This window comes from Dermacoccus sp. NHGro5 (genome assembly GCF_017565385.1).
In the GTDB taxonomy this organism is placed as follows: domain Bacteria; phylum Actinomycetota; class Actinomycetes; order Actinomycetales; family Dermatophilaceae; genus Dermacoccus; species Dermacoccus nishinomiyaensis.
Genome location: NZ_JAGEKQ010000004.1, coordinates 236,565 through 257,719 on the forward strand (window position 1 = coordinate 236,565; position 21,155 = coordinate 257,719).

General features: G+C 71.3%; 22 protein-coding genes and 1 riboswitch. Of the genes, 1 reads left to right on the forward strand and 21 read right to left on the reverse strand.

Annotation, left to right across the window (positions count from 1 at the left end; translation table 11 throughout):
* Positions 1–3: 3 nt before the first annotated feature.
* A complete protein-coding gene (hisF, locus tag J4Z35_RS02065; protein WP_006943747.1) occupies positions 4–756 on the reverse strand; it encodes an imidazole glycerol phosphate synthase subunit HisF in 753 nt (250 codons plus the stop codon).
* Positions 757–805: 49 nt separating this feature from the next.
* Between hisF and J4Z35_RS02070 the strand changes: the two genes are divergently transcribed.
* Positions 806–1,420, forward strand: a complete 615-nt coding sequence (locus J4Z35_RS02070) for an AAA family ATPase (protein WP_006943823.1) — start codon at positions 806–808, stop codon at positions 1,418–1,420.
* Positions 1,421–1,427: 7 nt separating this feature from the next.
* On the opposite strand, the gene J4Z35_RS02075 is transcribed toward J4Z35_RS02070, so the two are convergent.
* The 20 genes from J4Z35_RS02075 to J4Z35_RS02170 all read right to left on the reverse strand — a co-directional run bounded on the left by J4Z35_RS02075 (position 1,428) and on the right by J4Z35_RS02170 (position 21,121).
* A complete protein-coding gene (locus J4Z35_RS02075) occupies positions 1,428–1,901 on the reverse strand; it encodes a PH domain-containing protein (protein ID WP_006943810.1) in 474 nt (157 codons plus the stop codon).
* 21 nt (positions 1,902–1,922) lie between these two features.
* Complete coding sequence (gene hisG / locus J4Z35_RS02080; RefSeq protein ID WP_006943808.1) at positions 1,923–2,768, reverse strand: ATP phosphoribosyltransferase; 846 nt, start codon at positions 2,766–2,768, stop codon at positions 1,923–1,925.
* Positions 2,769–2,782: 14 nt separating this feature from the next.
* Positions 2,783–3,046 carry a phosphoribosyl-ATP diphosphatase gene (locus J4Z35_RS02085; RefSeq protein WP_006943831.1) on the reverse strand — a complete coding sequence of 88 codons (264 nt, stop codon included), beginning with the start codon at positions 3,044–3,046 and terminating at the stop codon, positions 2,783–2,785.
* Positions 3,047–3,105: 59 nt separating this feature from the next.
* Complete coding sequence (gene ribH, locus J4Z35_RS02090; protein ID WP_006943795.1) at positions 3,106–3,597, reverse strand: 6,7-dimethyl-8-ribityllumazine synthase; 492 nt, start codon at positions 3,595–3,597, stop codon at positions 3,106–3,108.
* Positions 3,598–3,681: 84 nt separating this feature from the next.
* Positions 3,682–4,917 (reverse strand): bifunctional 3,4-dihydroxy-2-butanone-4-phosphate synthase/GTP cyclohydrolase II, encoded by a 1,236-nt coding sequence (locus tag J4Z35_RS02095; protein WP_074039570.1) that lies wholly within the window; start codon positions 4,915–4,917, stop codon positions 3,682–3,684.
* 60 nt (positions 4,918–4,977) lie between these two features.
* The gene (locus tag J4Z35_RS02100) at positions 4,978–5,670 is read right to left on the reverse strand and encodes a nicotinamide mononucleotide transporter family protein (RefSeq protein WP_074039436.1); all 693 of its coding nucleotides are present in this window, start codon (positions 5,668–5,670) and stop codon (positions 4,978–4,980) included.
* Entirely contained in the window at positions 5,667–6,323 is a 657-nt protein-coding gene (locus tag J4Z35_RS02105) for a riboflavin synthase (protein ID WP_074039440.1), read from the reverse strand. The genes J4Z35_RS02100 and J4Z35_RS02105 overlap by 4 nt, the downstream gene beginning before the upstream one ends.
* Positions 6,323–7,345, reverse strand: coding sequence for a bifunctional diaminohydroxyphosphoribosylaminopyrimidine deaminase/5-amino-6-(5-phosphoribosylamino)uracil reductase RibD (gene ribD, locus J4Z35_RS02110; RefSeq protein ID WP_074039442.1), 1,023 nt, complete (start codon positions 7,343–7,345; stop codon positions 6,323–6,325). Before ribD ends, J4Z35_RS02105 begins: the two co-directional genes overlap by 1 nt.
* Before the next feature lie 189 nt (positions 7,346–7,534).
* Positions 7,535–7,665: riboswitch (FMN riboswitch) on the reverse strand.
* Positions 7,666–7,757: 92 nt separating this feature from the next.
* The gene (gene rpe, locus J4Z35_RS02115) at positions 7,758–8,432 is read right to left on the reverse strand and encodes a ribulose-phosphate 3-epimerase (RefSeq protein ID WP_074039444.1); all 675 of its coding nucleotides are present in this window, start codon (positions 8,430–8,432) and stop codon (positions 7,758–7,760) included.
* Between the two features lie 5 nt (positions 8,433–8,437).
* The gene (locus J4Z35_RS02120; RefSeq protein WP_006943819.1) at positions 8,438–9,907 is read right to left on the reverse strand and encodes a transcription antitermination factor NusB; all 1,470 of its coding nucleotides are present in this window, start codon (positions 9,905–9,907) and stop codon (positions 8,438–8,440) included.
* A 181-nt stretch (positions 9,908–10,088) separates the two neighbouring features.
* Positions 10,089–11,024: a methionyl-tRNA formyltransferase gene (gene fmt / locus J4Z35_RS02125; protein ID WP_074039446.1), complete on the reverse strand. Its 936-nt coding sequence runs from the start codon at positions 11,022–11,024 to the stop codon at positions 10,089–10,091.
* Between the two features lie 75 nt (positions 11,025–11,099).
* A complete protein-coding gene (locus tag J4Z35_RS02130; RefSeq protein ID WP_235006162.1) occupies positions 11,100–11,945 on the reverse strand; it encodes an HAD family phosphatase in 846 nt (281 codons plus the stop codon).
* 35 nt (positions 11,946–11,980) lie between these two features.
* On the reverse strand, positions 11,981–14,413 hold the full coding sequence (locus J4Z35_RS02135; RefSeq protein ID WP_074039449.1) for a hypothetical protein: 2,433 nt from the start codon (positions 14,411–14,413) through the stop codon (positions 11,981–11,983).
* A 112-nt stretch (positions 14,414–14,525) separates the two neighbouring features.
* Positions 14,526–15,743 carry a methionine adenosyltransferase gene (gene metK, locus J4Z35_RS02140; protein ID WP_038568493.1) on the reverse strand — a complete coding sequence of 406 codons (1,218 nt, stop codon included), beginning with the start codon at positions 15,741–15,743 and terminating at the stop codon, positions 14,526–14,528.
* A 58-nt stretch (positions 15,744–15,801) separates the two neighbouring features.
* Entirely contained in the window at positions 15,802–17,115 is a 1,314-nt protein-coding gene (locus tag J4Z35_RS02145) for a bifunctional phosphopantothenoylcysteine decarboxylase/phosphopantothenate synthase (protein ID WP_074039451.1), read from the reverse strand.
* Positions 17,116–17,128: 13 nt separating this feature from the next.
* A complete protein-coding gene (gene rpoZ, locus J4Z35_RS02150) occupies positions 17,129–17,392 on the reverse strand; it encodes a DNA-directed RNA polymerase subunit omega (RefSeq protein ID WP_006943764.1) in 264 nt (87 codons plus the stop codon).
* Positions 17,393–17,468: 76 nt separating this feature from the next.
* Positions 17,469–18,035 (reverse strand): guanylate kinase, encoded by a 567-nt coding sequence (gene gmk / locus J4Z35_RS02155; protein WP_074039452.1) that lies wholly within the window; start codon positions 18,033–18,035, stop codon positions 17,469–17,471.
* A 182-nt stretch (positions 18,036–18,217) separates the two neighbouring features.
* A complete protein-coding gene (gene pyrF, locus J4Z35_RS02160) occupies positions 18,218–19,102 on the reverse strand; it encodes an orotidine-5'-phosphate decarboxylase (protein ID WP_074039454.1) in 885 nt (294 codons plus the stop codon).
* Between the two features lie 226 nt (positions 19,103–19,328).
* A complete protein-coding gene (locus J4Z35_RS02165; RefSeq protein WP_074039455.1) occupies positions 19,329–20,267 on the reverse strand; it encodes a hypothetical protein in 939 nt (312 codons plus the stop codon).
* Positions 20,264–21,121, reverse strand: a complete 858-nt coding sequence (locus J4Z35_RS02170; RefSeq protein ID WP_241724445.1) for a hypothetical protein — start codon at positions 21,119–21,121, stop codon at positions 20,264–20,266. The genes J4Z35_RS02165 and J4Z35_RS02170 overlap by 4 nt, the downstream gene beginning before the upstream one ends.
* Positions 21,122–21,155 lie beyond the last annotated feature (34 nt).

The window sequence follows — 21,155 nt, forward strand, 5'->3', positions numbered from 1 at the left end:
GCGTCAGCGCACCGGGTGCCCCGCCGCCGCAAGGGCACCCTTGACGTCACCGATCGTCAGCTCGCCGTAGTGGAACACCGACGCGGCGAGCACCGCGTCAGCGCCGTGCGCGACGGCCGGCTCGAAGTGCTCGACGGCGCCCGCGCCGCCGCTCGCGATGAGCGGGACGCTGACCTCGCGGCGCACGGCGTCGACGAGGTCGAGGTCGAAGCCGGCCTTCGTGCCGTCGGCGTCCATCGAGTTGAGCAGAATCTCCCCGGCGCCCAGCGCCTCCGCGCGAGCACACCATTCGACGGCGTCGAGGTCGCTCGCGCGACGCCCACCGTGCGTCGTCACGACGTAGTGGCCATCGACGCGGCGCACGTCGGCCGACAGGACGAGCACCTGCGCGCCGAACCGGTCGGCGATCTCCCCGATGACCGCGGGGCGGGCGATGGCGCCCGTGTTGATGCCGACCTTGTCGGCGCCGGCGCGCAGCAACCGGTCGACGTCGTCGACCGTGCGCACGCCTCCCCCGACCGTCAGCGGGATGAAGACCTGCTCCGCGGTGCGCGAGACGACGTCGTACGTCGTCGAACGATCCGAGGAGCTCGCCGTCACGTCGAGGAACGTCAACTCGTCGGCGCCCTGGGCGCCGTACTTCGCGGCGAGCTCGACGGGGTCGCCCGCGTCGCGCAGGTTCTCGAAGTTGACGCCCTTGACGACGCGGCCGGCGTCGACGTCGAGGCACGGGATGACACGCACGGCAACAGTCATGGCACCAGATTAGAGGCCACGGCGGACGCGGCGCCGATAGGTTTGATCCGTGGATGACGCACGCGCCGGCTCGCTCTCGGCCCCCGTGCGTCCCGAGGCCGCCGCCCTCGCGTGCGTGCCGCACGTCGAACACGACGACGCCCTCGCGCACGTCGAGGCGCGGATGACGCGCCCGCGCTGGCTCGTCACGATCGACGGCCGCTCCGGCTCGGGCAAGACGCAGCTCGCCGGCGCTCTGCACGATCGTCACGTGGACGCCCAGATCGTCCACCTCGACGATCTGTACCGCGACTGGGACGGGCTGTCGGCGGGGCTCGTGCGGGCCCGTCACATCGCCGAGCAGTGGTCACGCCACAACGCGAGCACCTACCTGCCGACCCACTGGCCGGGCACGGCGGCGCGAGGACGCGTCACAATCACACCCGATCGTCCGCTCATCGTCGAAGGCGTCGGCGCGACCTGGGTCGGACGGTCGCTCGCCCACGCCGCCCTGTGGCTGGAGGCCGAGCGCGAGACACGCAAGCGGCGCGCGCTGGAGCGCGACGGCGAGACGTTCGTGCCCTACTGGCTCGCGTGGGAGTTGCAGGAGGACGCCTGGTTCGCGGCGCACCCACCGCGCCCCGACGCGCTCGTTCGCGTGCCGGACGACCCCATTCGGGGCTGAACGAGCGTCAGTCGTGCGCGCCCGCCGCGGCTGCGGCACGCTGACGAGCGACCTCGACGAGGGCCGCGAGGCGCGAGGCCTCCGCCTCGGCCGACGGGCCGTCAGCGCGCTGGATGGCCATGACGGCGAGCTGCTCGGTGTCGGCGAGGTCGAGCGTCGCCCAGGCCCGCCCGCCGCCGAACTGGACGCCGAGGATCTCGGCCCACTCGATCTCACGCGTGAGGATGAGGTTGCGCACCTTGAGACCGCGCTCGTTCGGCACGGCCTTGACCAGCCCCCAGCGCGACAGCATCCAGCCGATCGCACACCCGAGGAAGAACAACGACCACTTGTCCATCGTCGTCCACCCCGTCGCACCGCCACCGGGCACGAGGACGAACGCGACGATGCCGAACACGACGACGGACAGCGCCGCCGCGGTGAACGCCATCGCCCGCCCGCGTCGCGGGACGAAGGGACGGTAGGCGTCGACGTCACTCATGATTGCTCCTCGCGGGCTCGACTACAGGCGGCAGGCTGCGATGTCGGTGACGAGGATGGCACGCGCGCCGAGCGCGTACAGCTCGTCCATCACGTGGTTGATGACCTTGCGGTTGACCATCGCGCGCACCGCGACCTTGTTCGGGTCGTGCAGCGGCGAGACGGTCGGCGACTCGAGCCCCGGCGTCAGCGCCGCGGCGCGTTCGACGAGGGAAGCTTCGATGTCATAGTCCATCATGACGAAGTTGCGGGCCGTGAGGACACCTTCGAGGCGACGCACGAGCGTCAGTGCGGCGTCACCGACTTCACGCGCGTCCGGGCGGATGAGGACGGCCTCACTCGTGAGGATCGGCTCGCCGAAGACCTCGAGGCCCGCGTTGCGCAGCGTCGTGCCGGTCTCGACGACGTCGGCGATGACGTCGGCGACGCCGAGCGTCACGGCCGTCTCGACGGCGCCGTCGAGACGTACGACCTCGGCCTCGACGCCGTTCTTGGCGAGATCGGCCCGCACGAGGCCGGCGAACGACGTCGCGATGCGGCGCCCCACCAGCTCGCTGACGGACGTCGCGACACCCGGGCGGCCGGCGTAGCGGAACGTCGAACCGCCGAAGCCGAGCTGCAGGTGTTCGACGGCGCTCGAGCCGGAATCGAGCAGCAGGTCACGCCCGGTGATGCCGAGGTCGAGGGTGCCCGAACCGACGTAGACGGCGATGTCCTTGGGGCGCAGGAAGAAGAACTCGACGTCGTTGTCGCGGTCGACGACGACGAGTTCCTTCGACTCGCGACGCCCGCGGTAGCCCGCTTCCTTGAGCATCGACGCGGCGGATTCGGACAGGGCGCCCTTGTTGGGCACGGCAACGCGCAGCATGGAGGACCCTTCGATCACAGGTGGGAGTAGACGTCGTCGAGCGTGATGCCGCGCTCGAGCATGAGCACCTGCAGGTGGTACAGCAACTGGCTGATCTCCTCGGCGGCGGCGGCGTTGCCCTCGTGCTCGGCGGCCATCCACACCTCGGCGGCCTCCTCGACGATCTTCTTGCCGATGAAGTGGACGCCCGCGTCGAGCTCGGCGACGGTGCCCGACCCTTCGGGGCGCGTGGCCGCCTTCTCGCTCAGTTCTTCCCACAGTTGCTCAAAGCTCTTCACGGTGCCCAAGGCTACCGGCTGCGTTCGCGCCGGGCCGACCGCGCCCGGCGTCGCGCCGCTCACAGCGTCGCGGCCGGAAGCTGCAACGAGCGCAACGTCATCTCCGTGACGACGGCCGCCGTCGCCGCCTCGTGACCCTTGTCCTCGCTCGAACCCTCGAGGCCCGCACGATCGAGCGCCTGGGCGTCGGTGTCGCACGTGAGGACGCCGAAACCGATCGCCTTGCCGGTCGTGACGCCGATCTGCGTCAGCCCGTCCGTCGCGGCGCTGCAGACGTAGTCGAAGTGCGGAGTGCCACCGCGAATGACGACGCCGAGCGCGACGAGGACGTCGAAGTGCGGCGCGAGGCGCGCGCAGGCCGCCGTCAGCTCGAACGTGCCGGGCACGCGCACGAGTGTCACGTCGTCGTCACGGACGCCGGCGTCGGCGAGGCCGCGACGGGCGCCGTCGATGAGGCCGTTCATGACCTTCTCGTGCCAGCTCGCCGCGACGACGGCGACGCGCAGGCCCGCCGCGTCAGTGCTGAGGGTGGGGGCTCCGTGGCCGCTCATGATGTTCTCCTTCGATCGATCTGCAGTGGTGGTTCGTGCGTGCGGGTGGTGTGCCGGGCTGGTGGTTCCGATGCGACGCGCGGTTCACGCGTCGAACGTGTGCCCCATGCGCTCGCGCTTGGTGCGCAGGTAGGAGGCGTTCTGGACGGTGCGCCCCGCGATGAGCGGCACCGTCTCGACGACATCGATCCCGTGCTCGATGAGCTCGCGTACCTTGGCCGGGTTGTTCGTCAGCAGCCTCACCCGTTCGATGCCAAGGTCGCGCAGAATCGCTGCGGCGGCGCCGTATTCGCGCGCCTCGATCGGCAACCCCAGGTTCGTCTGCGCGTCGACGGTGTCGGCGCCGGCGTCCTGCTGGGCGTACGCGCGGATCTTGTTGAGCAGGCCGACGCCGCGGCCCTCCTGCCCGCGCAGGTAGACGACGACCCCGCCCTCACGCGCGACGAGCCGCTGCGCCTCGGCGAGCTGCGGCCCGCAGTCGCAGCGCAGCGAGCCGAGCGCGTCGCCCGTCAGGCATTCGGAGTGGACGCGCACGAGCGGCACGTCATCACCGTCGGTCGCCGCGACGAGCGCGAGGTGCTCGGCGCCGTTCTCCCGATCGGCGTAGGCCTCCACGCGGAACGTTCCGACCTGCGTCGGCAGGTCGGCGCTCGCGACGCGTTCGACGCGGTCGTGGCGGCGCCGCCACGCGATGAGCTGCTCGATCGTGATGACGGCGAGGCCCTCGCGCTGCGCCAGCTCGATCGCGCCGGGCAGCCGCATCATCGCGCCGTCGTCGTGGACGAGTTCGACGATCATCGCGACCGGTTCGAGCCCGGCGAGGCGGCACAGGTCGACGGAGGCCTCGGTGTGCCCGTCGCGCTCGAGGACGCCGCCCGGCTTGGCGCGCAGCGGGAAGACGTGCCCGGGGCGCGTCAGCGCGCTCGGCTCGGTGCTCGGGTCGGCGAGCAACCGCAGCGTCAGCGCGCGGTCGGCTGCGGAGATGCCGGTGTGCACGCCGCCTTTCGCGTCGACGGAGATCGTGTAGGCGGTGCCCTTCGGATCCTCGTTGCGCGACACCATCGGGGGCAGCAGGAGGCGGTCGGCGATCGCGTCCGGCATCGGCGCGCAGATGACCCCGGAGCTGTGCCGGATCGCCCACGCCATCCACTCGCGCGTCATCGTCGCGCCCGACATGACGATGTCGGCCTCGTTCTCGCGGTTCTCGTCGTCGGCGACGAGCACCGGCCGTCCGAGCCGCAGTTGCTCGAGCGCGTCCTCGATGCTCGACAGCGCCAGCGGCGTCTCCTCGGGCGTTGCGGCGCTGGGTGCGGCGCTCATCAGGCTCTCTCTCGTCTCGGTTTTCATCGTCTCGGTCTGCTTCGACGGGCTGTGCATCGCTCAGGCCGCTTCCATCTCGCGTTCGGCGACGCGGTGGGGGCGTGAGATGCGCACCCACTGCACGAATCCGACGACGACGAGGGCTGCGTAGAGCGCGTACAGCACGGCGCTCGGGTAGTACTTGGAATAGATGAGCTCGGGCACGCCGACGGCGTCGACTGCGATCCACATGAGCCAGAAGTCGTTCCAGCCGCGCGCCATCGCGAACGTCGCGAGCAGGGAGCCGACGAAGATCCAGGCGTCGCACCAGAAGTACCACCACGGCGCCGGCCAACCCGCGCCGATCAGCGTGAAGATCCAGTGCACGACGACGACGCCCGCGCCCCAGGCGAGCAGGTAGCCGATGCGCTGGCTCGTGCTCGCCCAGTGCGGCGTGACGGCCTCACCGCTCGTGCCGTCGCGGCGGCTCGCGCGCCACACCCACCAGCCGTACAGGCTCGTGATGATGAAGAAGATCTGCCGCCCGGCCTGACCGAGCATCGGCGCGCGATCGTCCATGCCGAACACGAGCCCGGCGAACACGGTGAACAGCAGCATGTTGCCGATGATGCCGACCGGCCACGCCCACACCTTGCGGCGCATGCCACCGATCGCGGACGCCATCCCGAACGCGTTGCCGATGATCTCGCGCCACGTGATCTGCGCACCGCCGATCGTCAGGTGCGCCGAGTAGGCCTGTTCCCAGATGCTCATGCGCGCCCCTCGGAGGCCGCCAGGCGGGCGTCGAGTTCCACGAGACGGATGTCGAGCGCAGCGAGGCGCGGCGCGAGCATCTGCTCGACGTACTTGGCGAGCACGTCGACCTCCACGTTGACGAGATCGCCGACGCGGGCGGCGTCGAACGTCGTCAGCTCGAGCGTCGTCGGGATGAGGCTGACGCTGAACGACGCCTCCTGGCGCGAGGCGACCGTGAGCGACACGCCGTCGAGCGTCACCGAACCCTTCTCCACGACGTAGGGCGCCAGGTCGACGGGCAGGTCGAAACGCACGACGCTCCAGCGCTCCCCCGGTTCGATGGCGGTGATGCGGACGGTCGCATCCACGTGACCCTGCACGACGTGACCGCCGAACCGTGCCTGCGCGCTCATGGCGCGTTCGAGGTTGACCCTGCTGCCCGGCACGAGCGCGCCCAGGCTCGTGCGATCGAGCGTCTCCTTCATGACGTCGACGCTGAAACGCTGCTCGTCGAACGTGGTCACCGTCAGGCACACGCCGTTGACGGCGATGCTGTCGCCGTGGTGGGCGTCGTCGAGGACTGCGGCGCCCGCGATCGTGAGGATCGCCGCGTCGGCGGTGTGCTCGATGCGCTCGAGCGTGCCGGTCGCTTCTATGATTCCGGTGAACATCAGATCTCCTTCGTGGGACGCAGGCGCAGGCGCAGGTCGGTGGCGGACGGTTCGTTCGAGGGCAGCGTCGTGGCGTCGACGAGGTCGAAGCGGCGGGCCTCCGCGATCGTCGTAATGCCGAGGTCGGCGGCCGCGGGGCGGCCCGCGCCGAGCAGGGCGGGGGCGAGATAGGCGACGATCTCGTCGACGAGCCCGGCACGCAGGAACCCCGCGGCCAGCGTCGGTCCACCTTCGAGCCAGACGGCGTGAATGCCGCGCGCGTGCAGCGCGGCGAGGACGTCGGTCGGGCTCTGCCGGGGCAGCACGAGGGTGGAAGCGGCGTCGTCGAGCACGCGGGCGGTGCCGGGGATCGGGGTGTCGCCGACGACGACGCGCAACGGTTGCTGCACCCCCGCTCGTCCCTGGGCGTCGCGGACTGTGAGCTGCGGGTCGTCGACGAGAACGGTGCCGGTGCCGACGACGATCGCGCCGTGCTCGGCACGCTGCGCGTGAACGTCGACGCGCGCGACCGGGCCGGTGATCCACTGGGACGTGCCGTCCGACGCCGCGCTGAACCCATCGAGGGTCGAGGCGTACTTCCAGCGCACGAACGGGCGCGCGTGGGTGACGGAGAACGTCCAGTCGGCGTTGAGGTCTTGGCTCGCAGCGGCGAGGGTGTCGTGCTGTTCGACGGCGACGCCTGCCTCGCGCAGGATCTGCGCTCCCCCGGCGGCCGCGCCGTTCGGGTCGGGTTGACCGAAGACAACACGGGCGACGCCGGCGCGGATCAGAGCGCGCGCACACGACGGGGTGCGCCCGGTGTGCGCGCAGGGTTCGAGGGTGACGTACGCCGTCGCGCTACGCAGGTCGACGCCCGTCGCGATCGCTTCGTTGATGGCCGCGGCCTCGGCGTGCCACGTGCCCGCGCCGCGGTGGTAGCCCTCTGCGAGGATGACGCCGTCAGCGTCGACGACGACGCACCCGACACGAGGATTGGGGTCGACACGCGGCGACAGCGCAGCCAGCTGCGCGGCGCGCTCCATGGCGCTATGACGCTCGAGTCTCACGAGATGCCTTCCGGTCCGATCGAACAACCGATCACCGGGGCACGAGAAAGCTGACGCCCGCCGCACGCCACGAAGGCGCCGACGACATCGGCCGAGACGCCACGCGCGATGCCCTCAGTCACGCCGCAGCGGCTCGTCGGCCGCCCGCGCAGAGCGCGAACAACCGCGTGCAACCTCCCATCCGGACTTTAACCGTCGGTCTCGGAATCTCACCGAGTCAACCGACCCCTGTCGAAGCGGGCCGGGTCGCGGACTTTCACCGCCGGCTAGGAATTTCACCTACCCCGGGTACACGCCAGACATGTTACTCCTTCGCGCTCTTCTGCGCGTCTTCCGGCGCCCTTCCCCCGCAAGCTCAGCCACCCCGCTCGGTGCGACACACGTCAGTTCAGTGCGCGTGCCCCGCAGCCAGGGCACGCAGCTGATCGATCGCGGCGGCAGCGGACTCGGCACCGTAGACGGCCGATCCCGCGACGAAGGTGTCGGCACCGGCTTCGGCGCACTGCTCGATCGTCTTGGCCGAGACGCCGCCGTCGACCTGCACCCACACGTCACCGCCGTGCGTGCGGATGCTCTCGCGCACCGCGCGCACCTTCGGCATCTGCTCCGCCATGAACGACTGGCCACCGAAGCCGGGCTCGACCGTCATGACGAGCACCATGTCGAGCTCGGGCAGCAGATCCGCGTACGGCTCCCACGGCGTGTTCGGCTTGATCGCCATCGACGCGCGAGCTCCGGCCGCGCGGATGTCGCGTGCGAGCTTTTTCGGGTCGGCCGCGGCCTCGACGTGGAACGTCACGCTCTTGCACCCGGCCTCGGCGTAGGCGGGCGCCCAGCGGTCGGGGTCGTCGATCATGAGGTGCGCATCGAGCGGGATCGGGCTCACCTTCAGCAGCGACTCGACGACCGGCAGCCCGAGCGTCAGGTTGGGCACGAAGTGGTTGTCCATGACGTCCACGTGCGCCCAGTCGGCGTTGTTGATGGCGTCGAGCTCGCGTTCGAGGTTGGCGAAATCGGCGGAGAGGATGCTCGGCGAGATGCGGACGTCACGGGCGTCGGTCATGCGGGTCACTTCTTTCTCAGGAGGGCGAAGAACATGGCGTCGGTGCCGTGCAGATGCGGCCACAACTGGACGGACGGCAGGTCGCCGACGCGCTCGATGGGCTCGTCGAACGCGTCGCGGAACAGCGGCCAGGCGTCCTCCTGGACGACGTCGTCGCGCCGTCCGAGCACCTCCGCGACGACGGCGAGGGTCTCTGCGGGGTGCGGCGAGCACGTCGCGTATCCGATGACGCCGCCCGCACGCGTCGCGTCGATCGCGGAGTCGAGCAGTTCGACCTGCAGAGCGGAAAGCTGCGCGACGTCCGATGGTTGACGGCGCCAGCGCGACTCGGGGCGACGGCGCAGCGCGCCGAGGCCGGTGCAGGGCGCGTCGAGCAGCACGCGGTCGTAGGTGCCGGGCTCCTCACGACCGAGGTCGCGCCCGTCGCCGGTGCCGATGTAGATCTCCGCGCCGTCGTCGAGCAGCGCGCGCAGGGTGCGCCGCACGAGGTCCGTGCGGTGCTCGCTCGCCTCGTTGCAGTAGAGGACGTCGCCGCGCAGGTGCGCGACCGCGCCGAGCAGCGCGGCCTTGCCGCCGGGGCCGGCGCACAGGTCGAGCCAATCCTCGCGTGCGTCACCGCCCGATGCCGTGCGCGGCGGCACGTCAGCGTCGGCGAGTGCGAGGGCGAGCAGCTGCGAACCTTCGTCCTGCACCGCAGCCCTCGTCTGCCGGATCGCGGGAATGTTCGCGGGATCGCCGAACGGCAGCACCGCGCCGACCGGCGACAGGTCGCTCGCCTCGGCTCCGGATGCGACGAGCTCGTCGACGGTGGCAAGGCCCGGGCGGGCGACGAGGCTGACGCGCGGAGGCGTGTTGTCGGCCTCGAGCAGCGCGTCGAGTGCGTCGTCGAGGCTCGCTTGACCGTCCCCGCCCGCGGCTCTGTGGCCGCGCAGCGACTGGCGCAGCGCCGAGACGACCCAGCGCGGGTGGGAAGTCGCGACGGCGCGCACCTCGTCGGCGTCATCGACACCGCGCGTGAGGTCGGCGATCCACGTCTCATGGTCGCGCTCCCCCGCGCGTCGCAGGACGGCGTTGACGAAACCCGCCGCACCCGAGCCGGCGTGCTCGCGGGCGAGGGCGACGGTCTCCGACGTGGCGGCATGGACGGGCACGCGCATCGACAGGATCTGGTGGACGCCGAGGCGCAGCACGGCGAGCACGACCGGGTCGATCTGCGACGGCGCACGGCCCGAACCCGTCTCGATGACGCGGTCGTAGAACCCTTGTCGACGGATGGTGCCGAGGGCCAGCTCCGTGGCGAACGCCGCGTCGCGGCCACTCAGATCATGGCGCGTGAGGACCTTCGGCATCTCGAGGTTGGCGTAGGCACCGTCGTCGACGGCGCGCAGGACGGCGAGCGCCGCACTGCGGGCGGGATCACCCGTGCGCCGGCGCGCTGACGGCGCCTGCTCACTGCGGTGGCCCGCGCCGCGCAAGCGCGCATCCGAACGCTGACGGCCCCGCGCGTCACGGCGATCGTCGCGTGGAGGTTGTTCTCCATGACCGGCGCTCCGCTGCGCGCCTCGGCCGTCGCGCCCGGGGCCGCCCGTACGTCGTTCGTCACGGCCGCCCTGTCCGCCACTCTGGCGGCTGGAGCCGCTGCCGCCGCGTCGTTCGTCACTCACCGAAGCTCTCCCCTTCGTTCAAACGCAGCCCGCGGGCCCAGTCGGCGGCACGCATGACCTTCTTGCCGTGCGGCTGCACCTCGAGCAGTTCGACGACGCCGCCGAGTGCGCCGGCGAACACCTGCTTCTTCGTGGCGTGCAGCTCGCCGGGTGTCAGCGGCGGGCACCCGTCGGCGTCGGCGAGGCGGCTGCGCAGCAGCTTGACGCGCTCACCACGCAGCATCGCCCACCCCCCGGGCGCCGGAGACGCGCCGCGGATACGGCGGTCGACGGCGAACGCGGGCACCGAGAAGTCGAGACGCACGTCGTCGACCTGGATCTTGGGCGCGAGCGAGACACCGTCGCGAGGTTGCGGAATCGGCGTCACGTCACCGTTCGCGAGGGCGTCGAGCGTCGACACGAGCAGGGACGCACCACCTTCGGCGAGGCGTGTCAGCAGGTCGCCGGAGGTGTCGGTGGGGCCGATCGCCTCCGTCATCGTGCCGAAGACGGGCCCGGTGTCAAGCCCCTCCTCGAGCAGGAACGTCGAGGCGCCCGTCACGTCGTCACCGGCCATGAGGGCGTGCTGCACGGGTGCGGCGCCACGCCAGGCGGGCAGCAGCGAGAAGTGCAGGTTGATCCAGCCGTGCCGCGGAATCGCGAGCACCGACGGCGGGATGAGCCCGCCGTACGCGACGATCGGCGCGGCGTCGGGCTCGAGTTCGCGCAGCCGCGCGACGAAGTCGTCGTCGGACGGTTTCGTCGGCGTCAGCACCTCGAGGCCTGCCTCGAGCGCGAGCTCGTGCACCGGCGACGGCGACGTCTTGCGCCCGCGCCCCTGACGCGCCTCGGGGCGCGTCACGACGGCGACGACCTCGTGGGCCGAATCGAGCAGGGCCCGCAACGACGGCAGAGCCGCCTCCGGGGTTCCGGCGAAAACTACGCGCATCGGCTGGTGGGCCCTTCGTCGGTTCGAGCGGGCGGCTCGCGCAGCTCCGCAGGGGGTGAGTCGTGAGGAATCAGTCTAGTGCTGAGCCGCGCCGGCCCCGGCGGTGCCGTCGGGCGTCTCGGACACGCCGGCACTCGTCTGGCGCGGGCCGGCTGACGGCTCCAACGGCAGCCCGCGCAGGCGCAGATCGTCGCGCAGGGTGTCGGGGTCGGTGAACAGGATCGCGTCGAGGCCGGCTTGCTCGGCCCCCATGACGTTGGCGGCTGAGTCGTCGATGAAGACGGCGTCGCTCAACCCGCCGCGGTGGCGCGTCACCTCTTCGAGGATCTCCCAGATCTCCGGGTCGGGCTTCGTCACGCCCTCCTCGCCGGAGACGATGATCTCCTCGAACAGGTCGAGCACGTCGCCGTGCAGCGAACGGGCGACCTCGAACAGCTCGGCGCTGAAGTTGGTCAGCGCGAACAGTGGCACACCCGCCTCAGCGAGTTCGCGCACCATGGCGACGCTGCCCGCGATCGGCTCGGCGATGGCGAGGTGGAAGTTGTCGATGTAGGCCTGCGCCGCGGCCGTGTGGTGCGGGTGTCGCTCGTCGATCTCGGCGACGATCTCGCGCCACGCGCGCCCGCCGTCAGCGGCGAGGTTGTGTGCGAAGAAGTCGAGTTCGGGGTCGGTGAGCAGCGCTGTCGCCGCGTCCTCGCCGACGGCGTCGAGCAGTGCCGCGCGCGGCTCCCAGCGCACGAGCACGTTGCCGATGTCGAACACGACCATGTCGACCGGGCTCGGCTGCGGCGCGTCACCCAGGTCGGCGAGGCTCGCGAGGTCGCCGGCGTCGGGGCCGTCGAGGTCGTCGAGGTCGATCGCCCGGGCGCGGCGGCCGGCACTCGAGGTGAGGCCGCTCGTGAGGTTAGGTCCAGACATCATGGCGCCACCGTAGCGGGCGGAGCGGCTCGGGCTCGTCATGCCAGGCCGTCCAGGAGTGGGTCGAGGCGCACCGTGACGACGGGTTCGCGCGCGGCTGAGCGTGACGCGGTGAGGGCGCGCAGCAGCGCCGGGACGTCTGCATCGGTCGGGTCGTTCCACCGCGCGAGGAAGCGCACGAGCGACTCGTCGTCGTCCGACGACGTGGCCTGACGCTGGGGCGTCGCCCGGTCGAACACGTGCCGGCGCCGCAGCGGCAGCGGGCCGAGTACGTCGACGCTGACGTCGTGCTCGCGCGCCGCCTTCTCGAGCGCTTCGGCGTACCGAGCGGCCGCGCGTCGCGGGCCCTCGAGCGCTGCCATCCGCGTGGCGGGTGGCAGCATCACCTCGGCGCGCTCGGCGAGTTCACGAGCCGCGAACCACCGCGGCGCCCAACGCACGAGCGCCTCGGCGGCGGGAAACGGCACGTGCCGGGGCACGCCCGCAAGGTAGACGACGCCGCCCGTCGACGCCGGGCGCACGAGGCCCGCCGCGGCGCACCAGTGCGTGAGGGCACGCTGACCGGCGTCGAGCCCGCCCCGGTCGAGCAGGGCCCATGCGTCGAGCAGGATCGCGGCGCTGTACCCGTTCTCGGCGACGGGTTCAGCACCGGGGGTGCAGATGACGAGCGCGGGCTCGTCGGCCACGCTCGCGAGCACGTCCGGCGCCCCGGAACGCCGCACCGGCACCCCGGGAAACGCACGGCCCAGTTCTTCGGCGGTGCGTCCGGCCCCGATCGTCAGCGACCGGATCTCGTGGCTGCCGCACTCGGGGCAGGTCAGCACGTGCGCGACGTGGCCGCACCACCGGCAGGTCGGGGCGCTGTGCTCGCCGTCGAGCCCGAGCGGCCCGTGGCACACGTCGCAGGTCGACTTCGTGCGGCACCGGGCGCACGCGATCGTCGGGATGTACCCGCGGCGCGGCACCTGGACGAGCACCGGCCCGTCCTGCAACGCGCGGGTCGCGCCCTGCCATGCCTCGGCGGGGATGCGCGCGCGGGCTGCGGCGCCGTGACGCTCGACGCTGCGGTCGTCGCCCGTGACGACGACGCGCGCGCTCGTGCGTTCGACGGGGTCGACGGGGACACTGACACCAGCCTCGACCTGGGCCTGCACCCGCACCGACGGCATGGCGCCCGCGCTCAACAGGGCGGCCGGGGCGAGGTCGGCGCGAGTCTCGAGCACGGCTCCGACGTGCGGATACGGCGCGTGCGGGTCGACGTGGAGGGTGTCGGCGTCGTCCCACCACACGACGAGGCCGAGGTCGGGCACCGGAGCGAACATCGCCGCGCGCGTTCCGACGACGACGTCGGCGAGGCCGCGCAGCGCCTTGAGAAACGCGGTGTAGCGGGCCTGCGGACCCATGTCCGCCGTGAGGGTGACGACCTGATCGTCGCCCAACCGGGCCGAACACGCCGCGGCGACGCGATCGACATCCCGCCCGTCGGGCACGACGACGACGGTGCAACGCCCAGAATCGCGCACCGCTGCCGCGGCGTCCGCGACGGCGGCAGGCCAGGCATCCGGGCCGAACAGCCCGGGCGCGACATCCCAGGAACCACGCGGGTTCTCCCCCGCGGCAAGATGCGTGAGCAGGCTCAATCCCCCGGCGTAGTGACGCCACGCGCTGAGCGGCGCCGGCGCACTGGCCGCCACCGCGCCGCTCGTCGCATGACTCGTCGAGGCCATATCATCGCCCGGTGCAGGCCCGTCGGCCGCAACCGCGCCGCTGGACGTCGCGCTCGTCGAGGCATGCCCGCCGCACGACGCGAGCGCCTCGCCAGGAGCAGCCTCGTTATCAGCGACAGCCGCACCATCATGGGCAGCAGCGCCGCCCGTGACAGCCGAAGCCTCGTCGTCAGGATCAGCCGGCACAGCCGAAGCGGCGTCAGGACCAGCGTTCCCGGCCTCAGCCACCTCGGGCATCGATCGATCCGCCGCCGACGCCTTCGCCATCCGCTCGTCGAGTGCCTTCTCGGCGCGTGCGTGCCGCGGTGGGATCGCGAGGCGCAGGACGTCGGAGACGGTGCCGCCCATGCGAGCGGCAACGGCGTGCGCCACCTGCCAGATGTGCTCGGTGAGCACGGCCTCGGGCGACACGACGGCGAGCAGCGGGCTCAGCGTGCCGGTGAACTCGGGGGTCTCGCGCACGCCGACGACGTACCCGGTGATGCGCTTGCCGTGGAAACGCACCTTGACGGCGACGCCGAAGCGCACGTCATCGGCCAGTTCGGCGGGGATGCGGTACTCGAACTCGCGGTCGAGGTGCGGCACCTCGAGCATCGGCCAGACGACGGCGACCCGTTCGCTCCCCCCGTCGCCCGTAGCAGCCTTCGCGCTGCCGGCATCGTCCCCGCGTGCCTTGGCGCGCACGGCGTCGCGCAGCAGCGCGAGTTGTTCGCTGCTCGCGGCGTGCACGTCGTCGCTCGTCATGACCTCATCTCTACACGAGTGCTCCGACAACCCCGGCATCCCGGGAGTTTCGGGGCCTGAACGCAACCGTGCCGCGGCCCGATCGAGCGGGTCACGGCACGGATCACGCCTCTCAGCCGGCCGCGCGCTGCAGCTCTTCGATGCGGTTCGTCTGCTCCCACGTGAAGGGGTTCTCGACGCCGTCGGCGCTCGTGCGACCGAAGTGGCCGTACGCGGCCGTCGGCTGGTAGATGGGGCGCAGCAGGTCGAGCGCGTCGACGATAGCGGCCGGACGCAGGTCGAACGTGTCCGCGATGGCCTTCTGGATGACGTCGAGCGGCTTCGTCTCCGTGCCGAAGCACTCGACGTAGAGGCCGACGGGCTGCGCCTTGCCGATGGCGTACGCGACCTGCACCTCGCAGCGCTTCGCGAGGCCCGCAGCGACGACGTTCTTCGCCACCCAGCGCATCGCGTACGCAGCCGAACGGTCGACCTTCGACGGGTCCTTCCCGGAGAAGGCGCCGCCGCCATGGCGGGCCATGCCGCCGTAGGTGTCGACGATGATCTTGCGGCCGGTGAGGCCCGCGTCGCCCATCGGGCCACCGATGACGAACTTGCCGGTCGGGTTGATGAGCTGACGCATCTCGTTCGTGTCGAGTGTGACGCCGCTCGCCGCGAGCTCCGCGATGATGGGCTCGATGACGTGACGCGTGATGTCGGGCGCGAGCTGGCCGTCCAGGTCGATGCCGGCGTCGTGCTGCGTCGACAGCACGAGCGTGTCGAGCGCGACGGCCTTGTCACCGTCGTAGGAGATCGTCACCTGCGTCTTGCCGTCGGGGCGCAGGTAGTCGAGGTCGCCGTTCTTGCGGACGCTCGTCAGGCGTTCGGAGAGGCGGTGCGCGAGGTGGATCGGCAGCGGCATGAACTCGGGCGTGTCGTCGCACGCGTAGCCGAACATCAGGCCCTGGTCACCCGCGCCCTGGCTGTCGAGGGGGTCCTCGCCGCCGCCGACGCGGTGCTCGTGAGCGCTGTCCACGCCCTGCGCGATGTCCTCGGACTGAGCGCCGATCGAGACGGAGATGCCGCAGCTGTGGCCGTCGAAACCCTTTTCGGACGAGTCGTAGCCGACGTTCGTGATCACCTTGCGCACGAGCTTCGCGACGTCCGTGTACCCCTCGGTGCGCACCTCACCGGCGACGTGGACGAGACCCGTCGTCACCATCGTCTCGACGGCCACGCGGGCCTGAGGGTCCTGACGCAGCATGTCGTCGAGAATCGCGTCACTGATCTGGTCGCAGATCTTGTCGGGGTGGCCCTCGGTGACGGATTCGGACGTGAAGAGACGAGACAACGGAATGACTCCTTAAGGCAGCGGCTGCTGGCTGGGTGCGACGCACCCGTCGGTGATTTTACTGAGGCAGGACGAGATCGGCGACGAGATCGAGCAGCGCCGCCGCGATGTGAGACTTGGGCGCAGGGCCGACCGTGACGACGTCGTCACTGCCGCGGCGCAGCAGGTGAGCCGTCGACGAATCCTGACCGAACGTCACGCCGTCACCCACCTCGTTCGCGACGAGGACGTCGCAGCCCTTGCGGGCCAGTTTCGCGCGGGCGTGGTGGAGAACATCGCCGTCAGCGTCACCCGTCTCGGCCGCGAAGCCGACGATGACACGGCTCGACACGTTCGTCGACGCGGCTGTCGGCTGAAGCTCTGCATCACGCTGACGCACCGCCTCGGCGAGGATGTCCGGGTTGCGTACGAGGGTGATGACGGGCGCCGAGTCGTCGCCGTGGGTCTTCTTGATCTTGGCGTCCGCGACGTGGTCGGGACGGAAGTCGGCGACCGCGGCCGCCATGACGAGGACGTCGGGCGTCGCCGCGAGCACCGCGTCACGCATCTGAAGGGCGCTCTCCACGCTGACGACGCGGACGCGCTGCGCGAGGTCGGCCGGGGGCTGCATCGTCGTGACGAACGTGACGTCGGCGCCACGATCGGCGGCCGCCGCCGCGATGGCGAAACCCATCTTGCCGCTGCTGCGGTTGCCGAGGTAACGCACCGGGTCGATGGCCTCGCGCGTGCCGCCGGCGGTGACGAGCACGGTCCGGCCGGCCAGAGCGCCTGACGGGGTGACGGCGTCCTCCGCGCGCCCGGTGGTCTCGGCCAAGCCACCCGCGGTGGCGCCGCCACGTCGCTCTCCGCTCGCCGCAGCCGCGAGGGCCGCGTCACGGATGGCGTCGGGGTCGGGCAGGCGCCCGGCGCCGGTGTCGGCGCCCGTCAGCCGCCCGGACGCGGGCTCGACGATCGTCGCGCCACGCGAGCGCAGCGTCGCGACGTTCGCCTGCGTCGCGGGGTGCAGCCACATCTCGGTGTGCATCGCCGGCGCCATGACGACGGGGCAGCGCGCCGTCAGCAGGGTGTTGGTGAGCAGGTCGTTCGCCATGCCGGCCGCGGCCTTGGCGAGGACGTCGGCCGTCGCGGGGGCGACGACGACGAGGTCGGCGTTCTGCCCGAGCCGGACGTGCGGAACCTGCGCGACGTTCTCGAACACGCCTGTCTGCACGGGCTTGCCGGAGAGTGCCTCCCACGTCGGGGCGCCGACGAACTCGAGCGCTGACGCGGTGGGCACGACCGTCACGTCGTGGCCGGCTTCTGTGAAAAGACGAAGGAGCAACGCCGCCTTGTAGGCAGCGATGCCCCCTGTCACACCGAGAACGATGCGCATGTGCGAGATCGACTCAGGCTTCGAGCTTCTCGATGGAGAGCAGGCCCTCGTTCATCTCGCGCAGCGCGATGGAGAGCGGCTTGTCCTGCGGCTGGGCGTCGACGAGCGGGCCGACGTTGTCGAGCAGGCCGTCGGCGAGCTGGCTGTAGTAGCCGTTGATCTGACGGGCGCGCTTGCTCGCGTACGTGACGAGGGCGTACTTGCTGTCCGCGATCTCGAGCAGGTCGTCGATGGGCGGATTGGTGATGCCGATGGGCTCGGCCTTCGTGCCGGACATGTGTCCCTCTTCTCCTCGGGGCGCGTGGCCGCCGTCGCTGCGCGTGATGCGCGGCGCGCGGGCAGGCGAACGTGCCTCAGTGTTCAGGTGTTCTCATCAATGATACGAGTTCTTCGGAGGCACGCCGAACATCGTCGTTGACGATGACGTGGTCGAACTCGCTCTGCGCCGCGAGTTCGACCTTCGCGGTCTCGAGGCGGCGCTCACGCTCTTCGGGGGTTTCGGTGCCGCGGCCGACGAGTCGGCGAACGAGTTCGTCCCAGCTCGGCGGCGCGAGGAAGACGAAGAACGCATCGGGGGCGTTCTGCTTGACCTGACGCGCGCCCTGCAGGTCGATCTCGAGCAGCGGGAGGCGGCCGTCGGCGATGGCCTGCTCCACGGGCGCCTTCGGCGTGCCGTACGACGCCCGACCGTGGACGATGGCGTGCTCGAGGAAACCACCGTTCGCGGCCATCTCGGCGAACTCGTCGTCCGTCATGAAGTAGTAGTGGACACCGTCCACCTCACCCGGACGTGGCGGGCGCGTCGTCGCTGACACCGACAGCCACACCTCGGGATAGTGCTCGCGGATGTACGCGGCCACCGTCCCCTTGCCGACAGCCGTCGGCCCGGCCAGAACGACCAGTCGTGTACTCACCGCCATGCCCTTTCGTCAACGCCCGCCCCGATCAGCGGTTCGCTCATCCTTTCACATGGGTGCGCGCACCACACGAGCGTCATCTCAGGTCGCACCGACGCCGCCGATCTGCCGATCGGTGCGGTTCTGCACCGTCTGGGGAGCGCCGGCACAAGTCGGCCCGGGCGCCTCGCGATGCCTGTCTCCGCTCAGCGGAGGCCGGCCACCGACTCACGCGTGCGCTCGACGGCGGCGACGAGCCCGTCGACGGAGGGGCCAGCCTTGAGGACGTCGCGTGACGTCGTCGGGATGACGCGTGAGATGGACTCGCCGAACACCGATCGCATCGACTCGACGGTGCCGCCCTGTGCGCCGAAACCGGGCGCGAGGATCGGCGCGTTCGAGGCAGCGAGAGCGCCACCCAGACCGAGGTCGTCGAGGGCCGAACCGATCGTCGCGCCCATGACGAACCCGATGTGGCCCCACTCCCCTCGCGCTGCCGCGTCGGCGTTGTCGCGCGTCGCGGCGGCGACGATGTCGCCCGCCACGGTGCCGCCCGGCGTGACGGCGTGCTGCACGCCCGCACCCTCCGGGTTCGACGTCAGCGCGAGCACGAACACGCCGCGCCCGGTGTCACGCGCGAGATCGAGCGCCGGCCGCAGCGACTCGTATCCGAGGTACGGGCTCACGGTGATGGCATCCGCGGGTTCCGGCGCATCCTTGCCGAGGAACGCCTCGCCGTACGCCGTCATCGTCGTGCCGATGTCGCCGCGCTTCACGTCGAGGATGACGAGCGTTCCCGCCGCGCGCAGCTCTGCGGTCGCGCGCTCCAGCAGCGCCACCCCCCGCGCGCCGAACACCTCGAAGAACGCGGACTGCGGTTTCACCGATGCGACCCGCCCACCGAACGCCTCGACGCACGTCAGCGCGAACCGCTCGACACCGGAGTAGGAGTAATCGAGCCCCCACGACTCGACGAGCGAGCGGTGCGGGTCGATGCCGACGCACGCCGGCCCGAAGCGCGCCTGCGCCGCCGCGAGCCGAGCGCCGAAACCAGCACCGTCAAGTGCAGCGGGTTCAGCAGATGTGGTCATGGGAACCTCCGTGAAGATGAAACATGAACAGGAAAGGACTTCGGCCCTGGCTGCCTCGCGCACGAGCCCGGCCGCCGTGGGCCGTTCGAGGATGAGGCCCAGCGCGCCTGGATGACATGGTTGGCGGCGTCACGCACGAGCCGAACCGCCGTCGATCGCACAAGCGGAATGCGCGCGCTTCCATGGGTGGCGGTCGCTCTCGTGCACGACCACACGGCGCGTCACGTCACGCATGCGCCGCCCCGACGAGCCCGGCGACGGTGAGATCGCGCTCGGCGAGGAAACCGGCAAGCCCGTCCCGCAGCGTCACCCCGGCGCGCGGATCGCGGAACAGCGCCGAACCCACCTGGACGGCCGAAGCTCCCGCGGCGAGCGCCTGCACGACGGCGTCGACGCTCGCGATACCTCCCCCGGCGATGATGGGTGCCGTCGGCAACCGACCGGCCACCATGGCGGCCTTCACCTCGAACACGCCACCGACCGTCAGCGGCAGCAACGCCGGCCCGGCCATCGCAGCACGGGTGCCCGCGCGCGGGCGCAGCGTCGTCACGTCGATGCTGGAGGCGACCGGAGCGTGCCCGAGCACGAGTGCGTCAGCACCCGACTTGAGGCAGGCGCGCGACAACTCGACGAGGTCGGTACCGAGCGTCAGCTTCGCCGCGAGCATGACGTTGCGCGGCAGGTGCTCCCGCACGCGCGCGATCACCTTCGTCACTGCGTACTCGTCGCCGGCGAACGCTCGCCCGTTGTTCGCCTCGTTGGCGACCGAAAGATTGACCTCGACGCCGAGGACCCCACGCAGCGCCGTCCGTCGCCGTACGGCCGCGGCCGCGTCGGCGAAGTCGCCGCTCGTCGCACCCGCGATGGAGACGATGACGGGTGTCGGCGCCGTCACCTCCCACGGCAGACGCGTCGCGCTGAGCGAGTTCGCGCCGACGTTGGGCGTGTCGTGCGGGTGCACGATCCCTGACGGCGATTCGACGATGACGCGTTCGCGCGACGCGTCCTGCGCCTCCACCGTCAGCGACGGCGTGACGAGTGCACCGAACGCGCCGAGCCCACCCCAGCGCACGAGTTCGTGCCCGTACCCCGCACACCCAGAAGCCGCGATGAAGGGTGAGTCGAGCTTGTTCAACCCCAGCGTCGTCGAGAGTGCCCCGCTCATGCCGAGACCTCGAGCAACTGCGCCCACGCCATCCGATCGGCGGGCAGGACGGGCCCTTCGGTGCAGCAACGCACGGGCGTCACCTCCCCGGCCGCGTTCGCGACGGGCAGCGCGCACGCCCTGCACAACCCGGTTCCACAGGGCATCGGCACGCCGAACGCGGCCTGCACGGGAACCGAATGCCGTTGCGCCGCAGCGGTGATCGCGGCCAAGGACGTCACGTCGCCACTCGCATACACGAGGGCCGTCTCGTGCTGACGCAGCGTCGCATCCAGCGCCACCTGCATGCGGTACGCGAGGTCCTCCCCCGCGCCCGCGTCGGGCACCACCGTCGTGACGCTGCCGACGAGCCGTCGCGCCTCGATGACGCCGAGGAGCCGACGCTCGTCCTCACCGCCGATGACGACCCGCGGTACCTGGCAGCCCGCGCGGCGCAGCGTCTCGACGAGCCACACGGTCGACGCCGCGCCCGCCCCGACCGCTGCGACGACGACGGGCACCGGGTTCGTCGGAATCGGGAAACCCCGTCCGAGCGGGCCGAGGATGCTCACCTCGTCGTGCAGGCGCCGCGCAGCCAGCCACGCCGAACCGGCGTCCGCATCGGGGTCGACGACGACCTCGACGGTGCCGCCGTACGTGCCGCTCGGCGTCACCGAGCGAAGCGGCAGGGCACGGCGCGTCACGATGGCGGAGGCGTCATCCCCGACGGCGAGCGAGACGAGCTGCCCCGGTCGCGCGAGTTCGGCGATGCCCGCCGCGACGAACGTGTGCGCGACGAACGCGCCGACACGTCGCGTCGAGATGAGTTCACCGGTGACGGCGACGACGTCCTTGGGCTCTCGGGAGCCACTCACGGCACCCTCGTCACCCGAGGTCGTCGCAGCCGTC

Coding starts and splice junctions, on each gene's coding strand:
- hisF (WP_006943747.1), bottom strand. CDS start 756: ATGACTGTTGCCGTGCGTGTCATCCCGTGCCTCGACGTCGACGCCGGC.
- J4Z35_RS02075 (WP_006943810.1), bottom strand. CDS start 1,901: ATGAGTGACGTCGACGCCTACCGTCCCTTCGTCCCGCGACGCGGGCGG.
- hisG (WP_006943808.1), bottom strand. CDS start 2,768: ATGCTGCGCGTTGCCGTGCCCAACAAGGGCGCCCTGTCCGAATCCGCC.
- ribH (WP_006943795.1), bottom strand. CDS start 3,597: ATGAGCGGCCACGGAGCCCCCACCCTCAGCACTGACGCGGCGGGCCTG.
- J4Z35_RS02095 (WP_074039570.1), bottom strand. CDS start 4,917: ATGAGCGCCGCACCCAGCGCCGCAACGCCCGAGGAGACGCCGCTGGCG.
- J4Z35_RS02100 (WP_074039436.1), bottom strand. CDS start 5,670: ATGAGCATCTGGGAACAGGCCTACTCGGCGCACCTGACGATCGGCGGT.
- J4Z35_RS02105 (WP_074039440.1), bottom strand. CDS start 6,323: ATGTTCACCGGAATCATAGAAGCGACCGGCACGCTCGAGCGCATCGAG.
- ribD (WP_074039442.1), bottom strand. CDS start 7,345: ATGGAGCGCGCCGCGCAGCTGGCTGCGCTGTCGCCGCGTGTCGACCCC.
- rpe (WP_074039444.1), bottom strand. CDS start 8,432: ATGACCGACGCCCGTGACGTCCGCATCTCGCCGAGCATCCTCTCCGCC.
- fmt (WP_074039446.1), bottom strand. CDS start 11,024: ATGCGCGTAGTTTTCGCCGGAACCCCGGAGGCGGCTCTGCCGTCGTTG.
- J4Z35_RS02130 (WP_235006162.1), bottom strand. CDS start 11,945: ATGATGTCTGGACCTAACCTCACGAGCGGCCTCACCTCGAGTGCCGGC.
- J4Z35_RS02135 (WP_074039449.1), bottom strand. CDS start 14,413: ATGACGAGCGACGACGTGCACGCCGCGAGCAGCGAACAACTCGCGCTG.
- J4Z35_RS02145 (WP_074039451.1), bottom strand. CDS start 17,115: ATGCGCATCGTTCTCGGTGTGACAGGGGGCATCGCTGCCTACAAGGCG.
- rpoZ (WP_006943764.1), bottom strand. CDS start 17,392: ATGTCCGGCACGAAGGCCGAGCCCATCGGCATCACCAATCCGCCCATC.
- gmk (WP_074039452.1), bottom strand. CDS start 18,035: ATGGCGGTGAGTACACGACTGGTCGTTCTGGCCGGGCCGACGGCTGTC.
- pyrF (WP_074039454.1), bottom strand. CDS start 19,102: ATGACCACATCTGCTGAACCCGCTGCACTTGACGGTGCTGGTTTCGGC.
- J4Z35_RS02165 (WP_074039455.1), bottom strand. CDS start 20,267: ATGAGCGGGGCACTCTCGACGACGCTGGGGTTGAACAAGCTCGACTCA.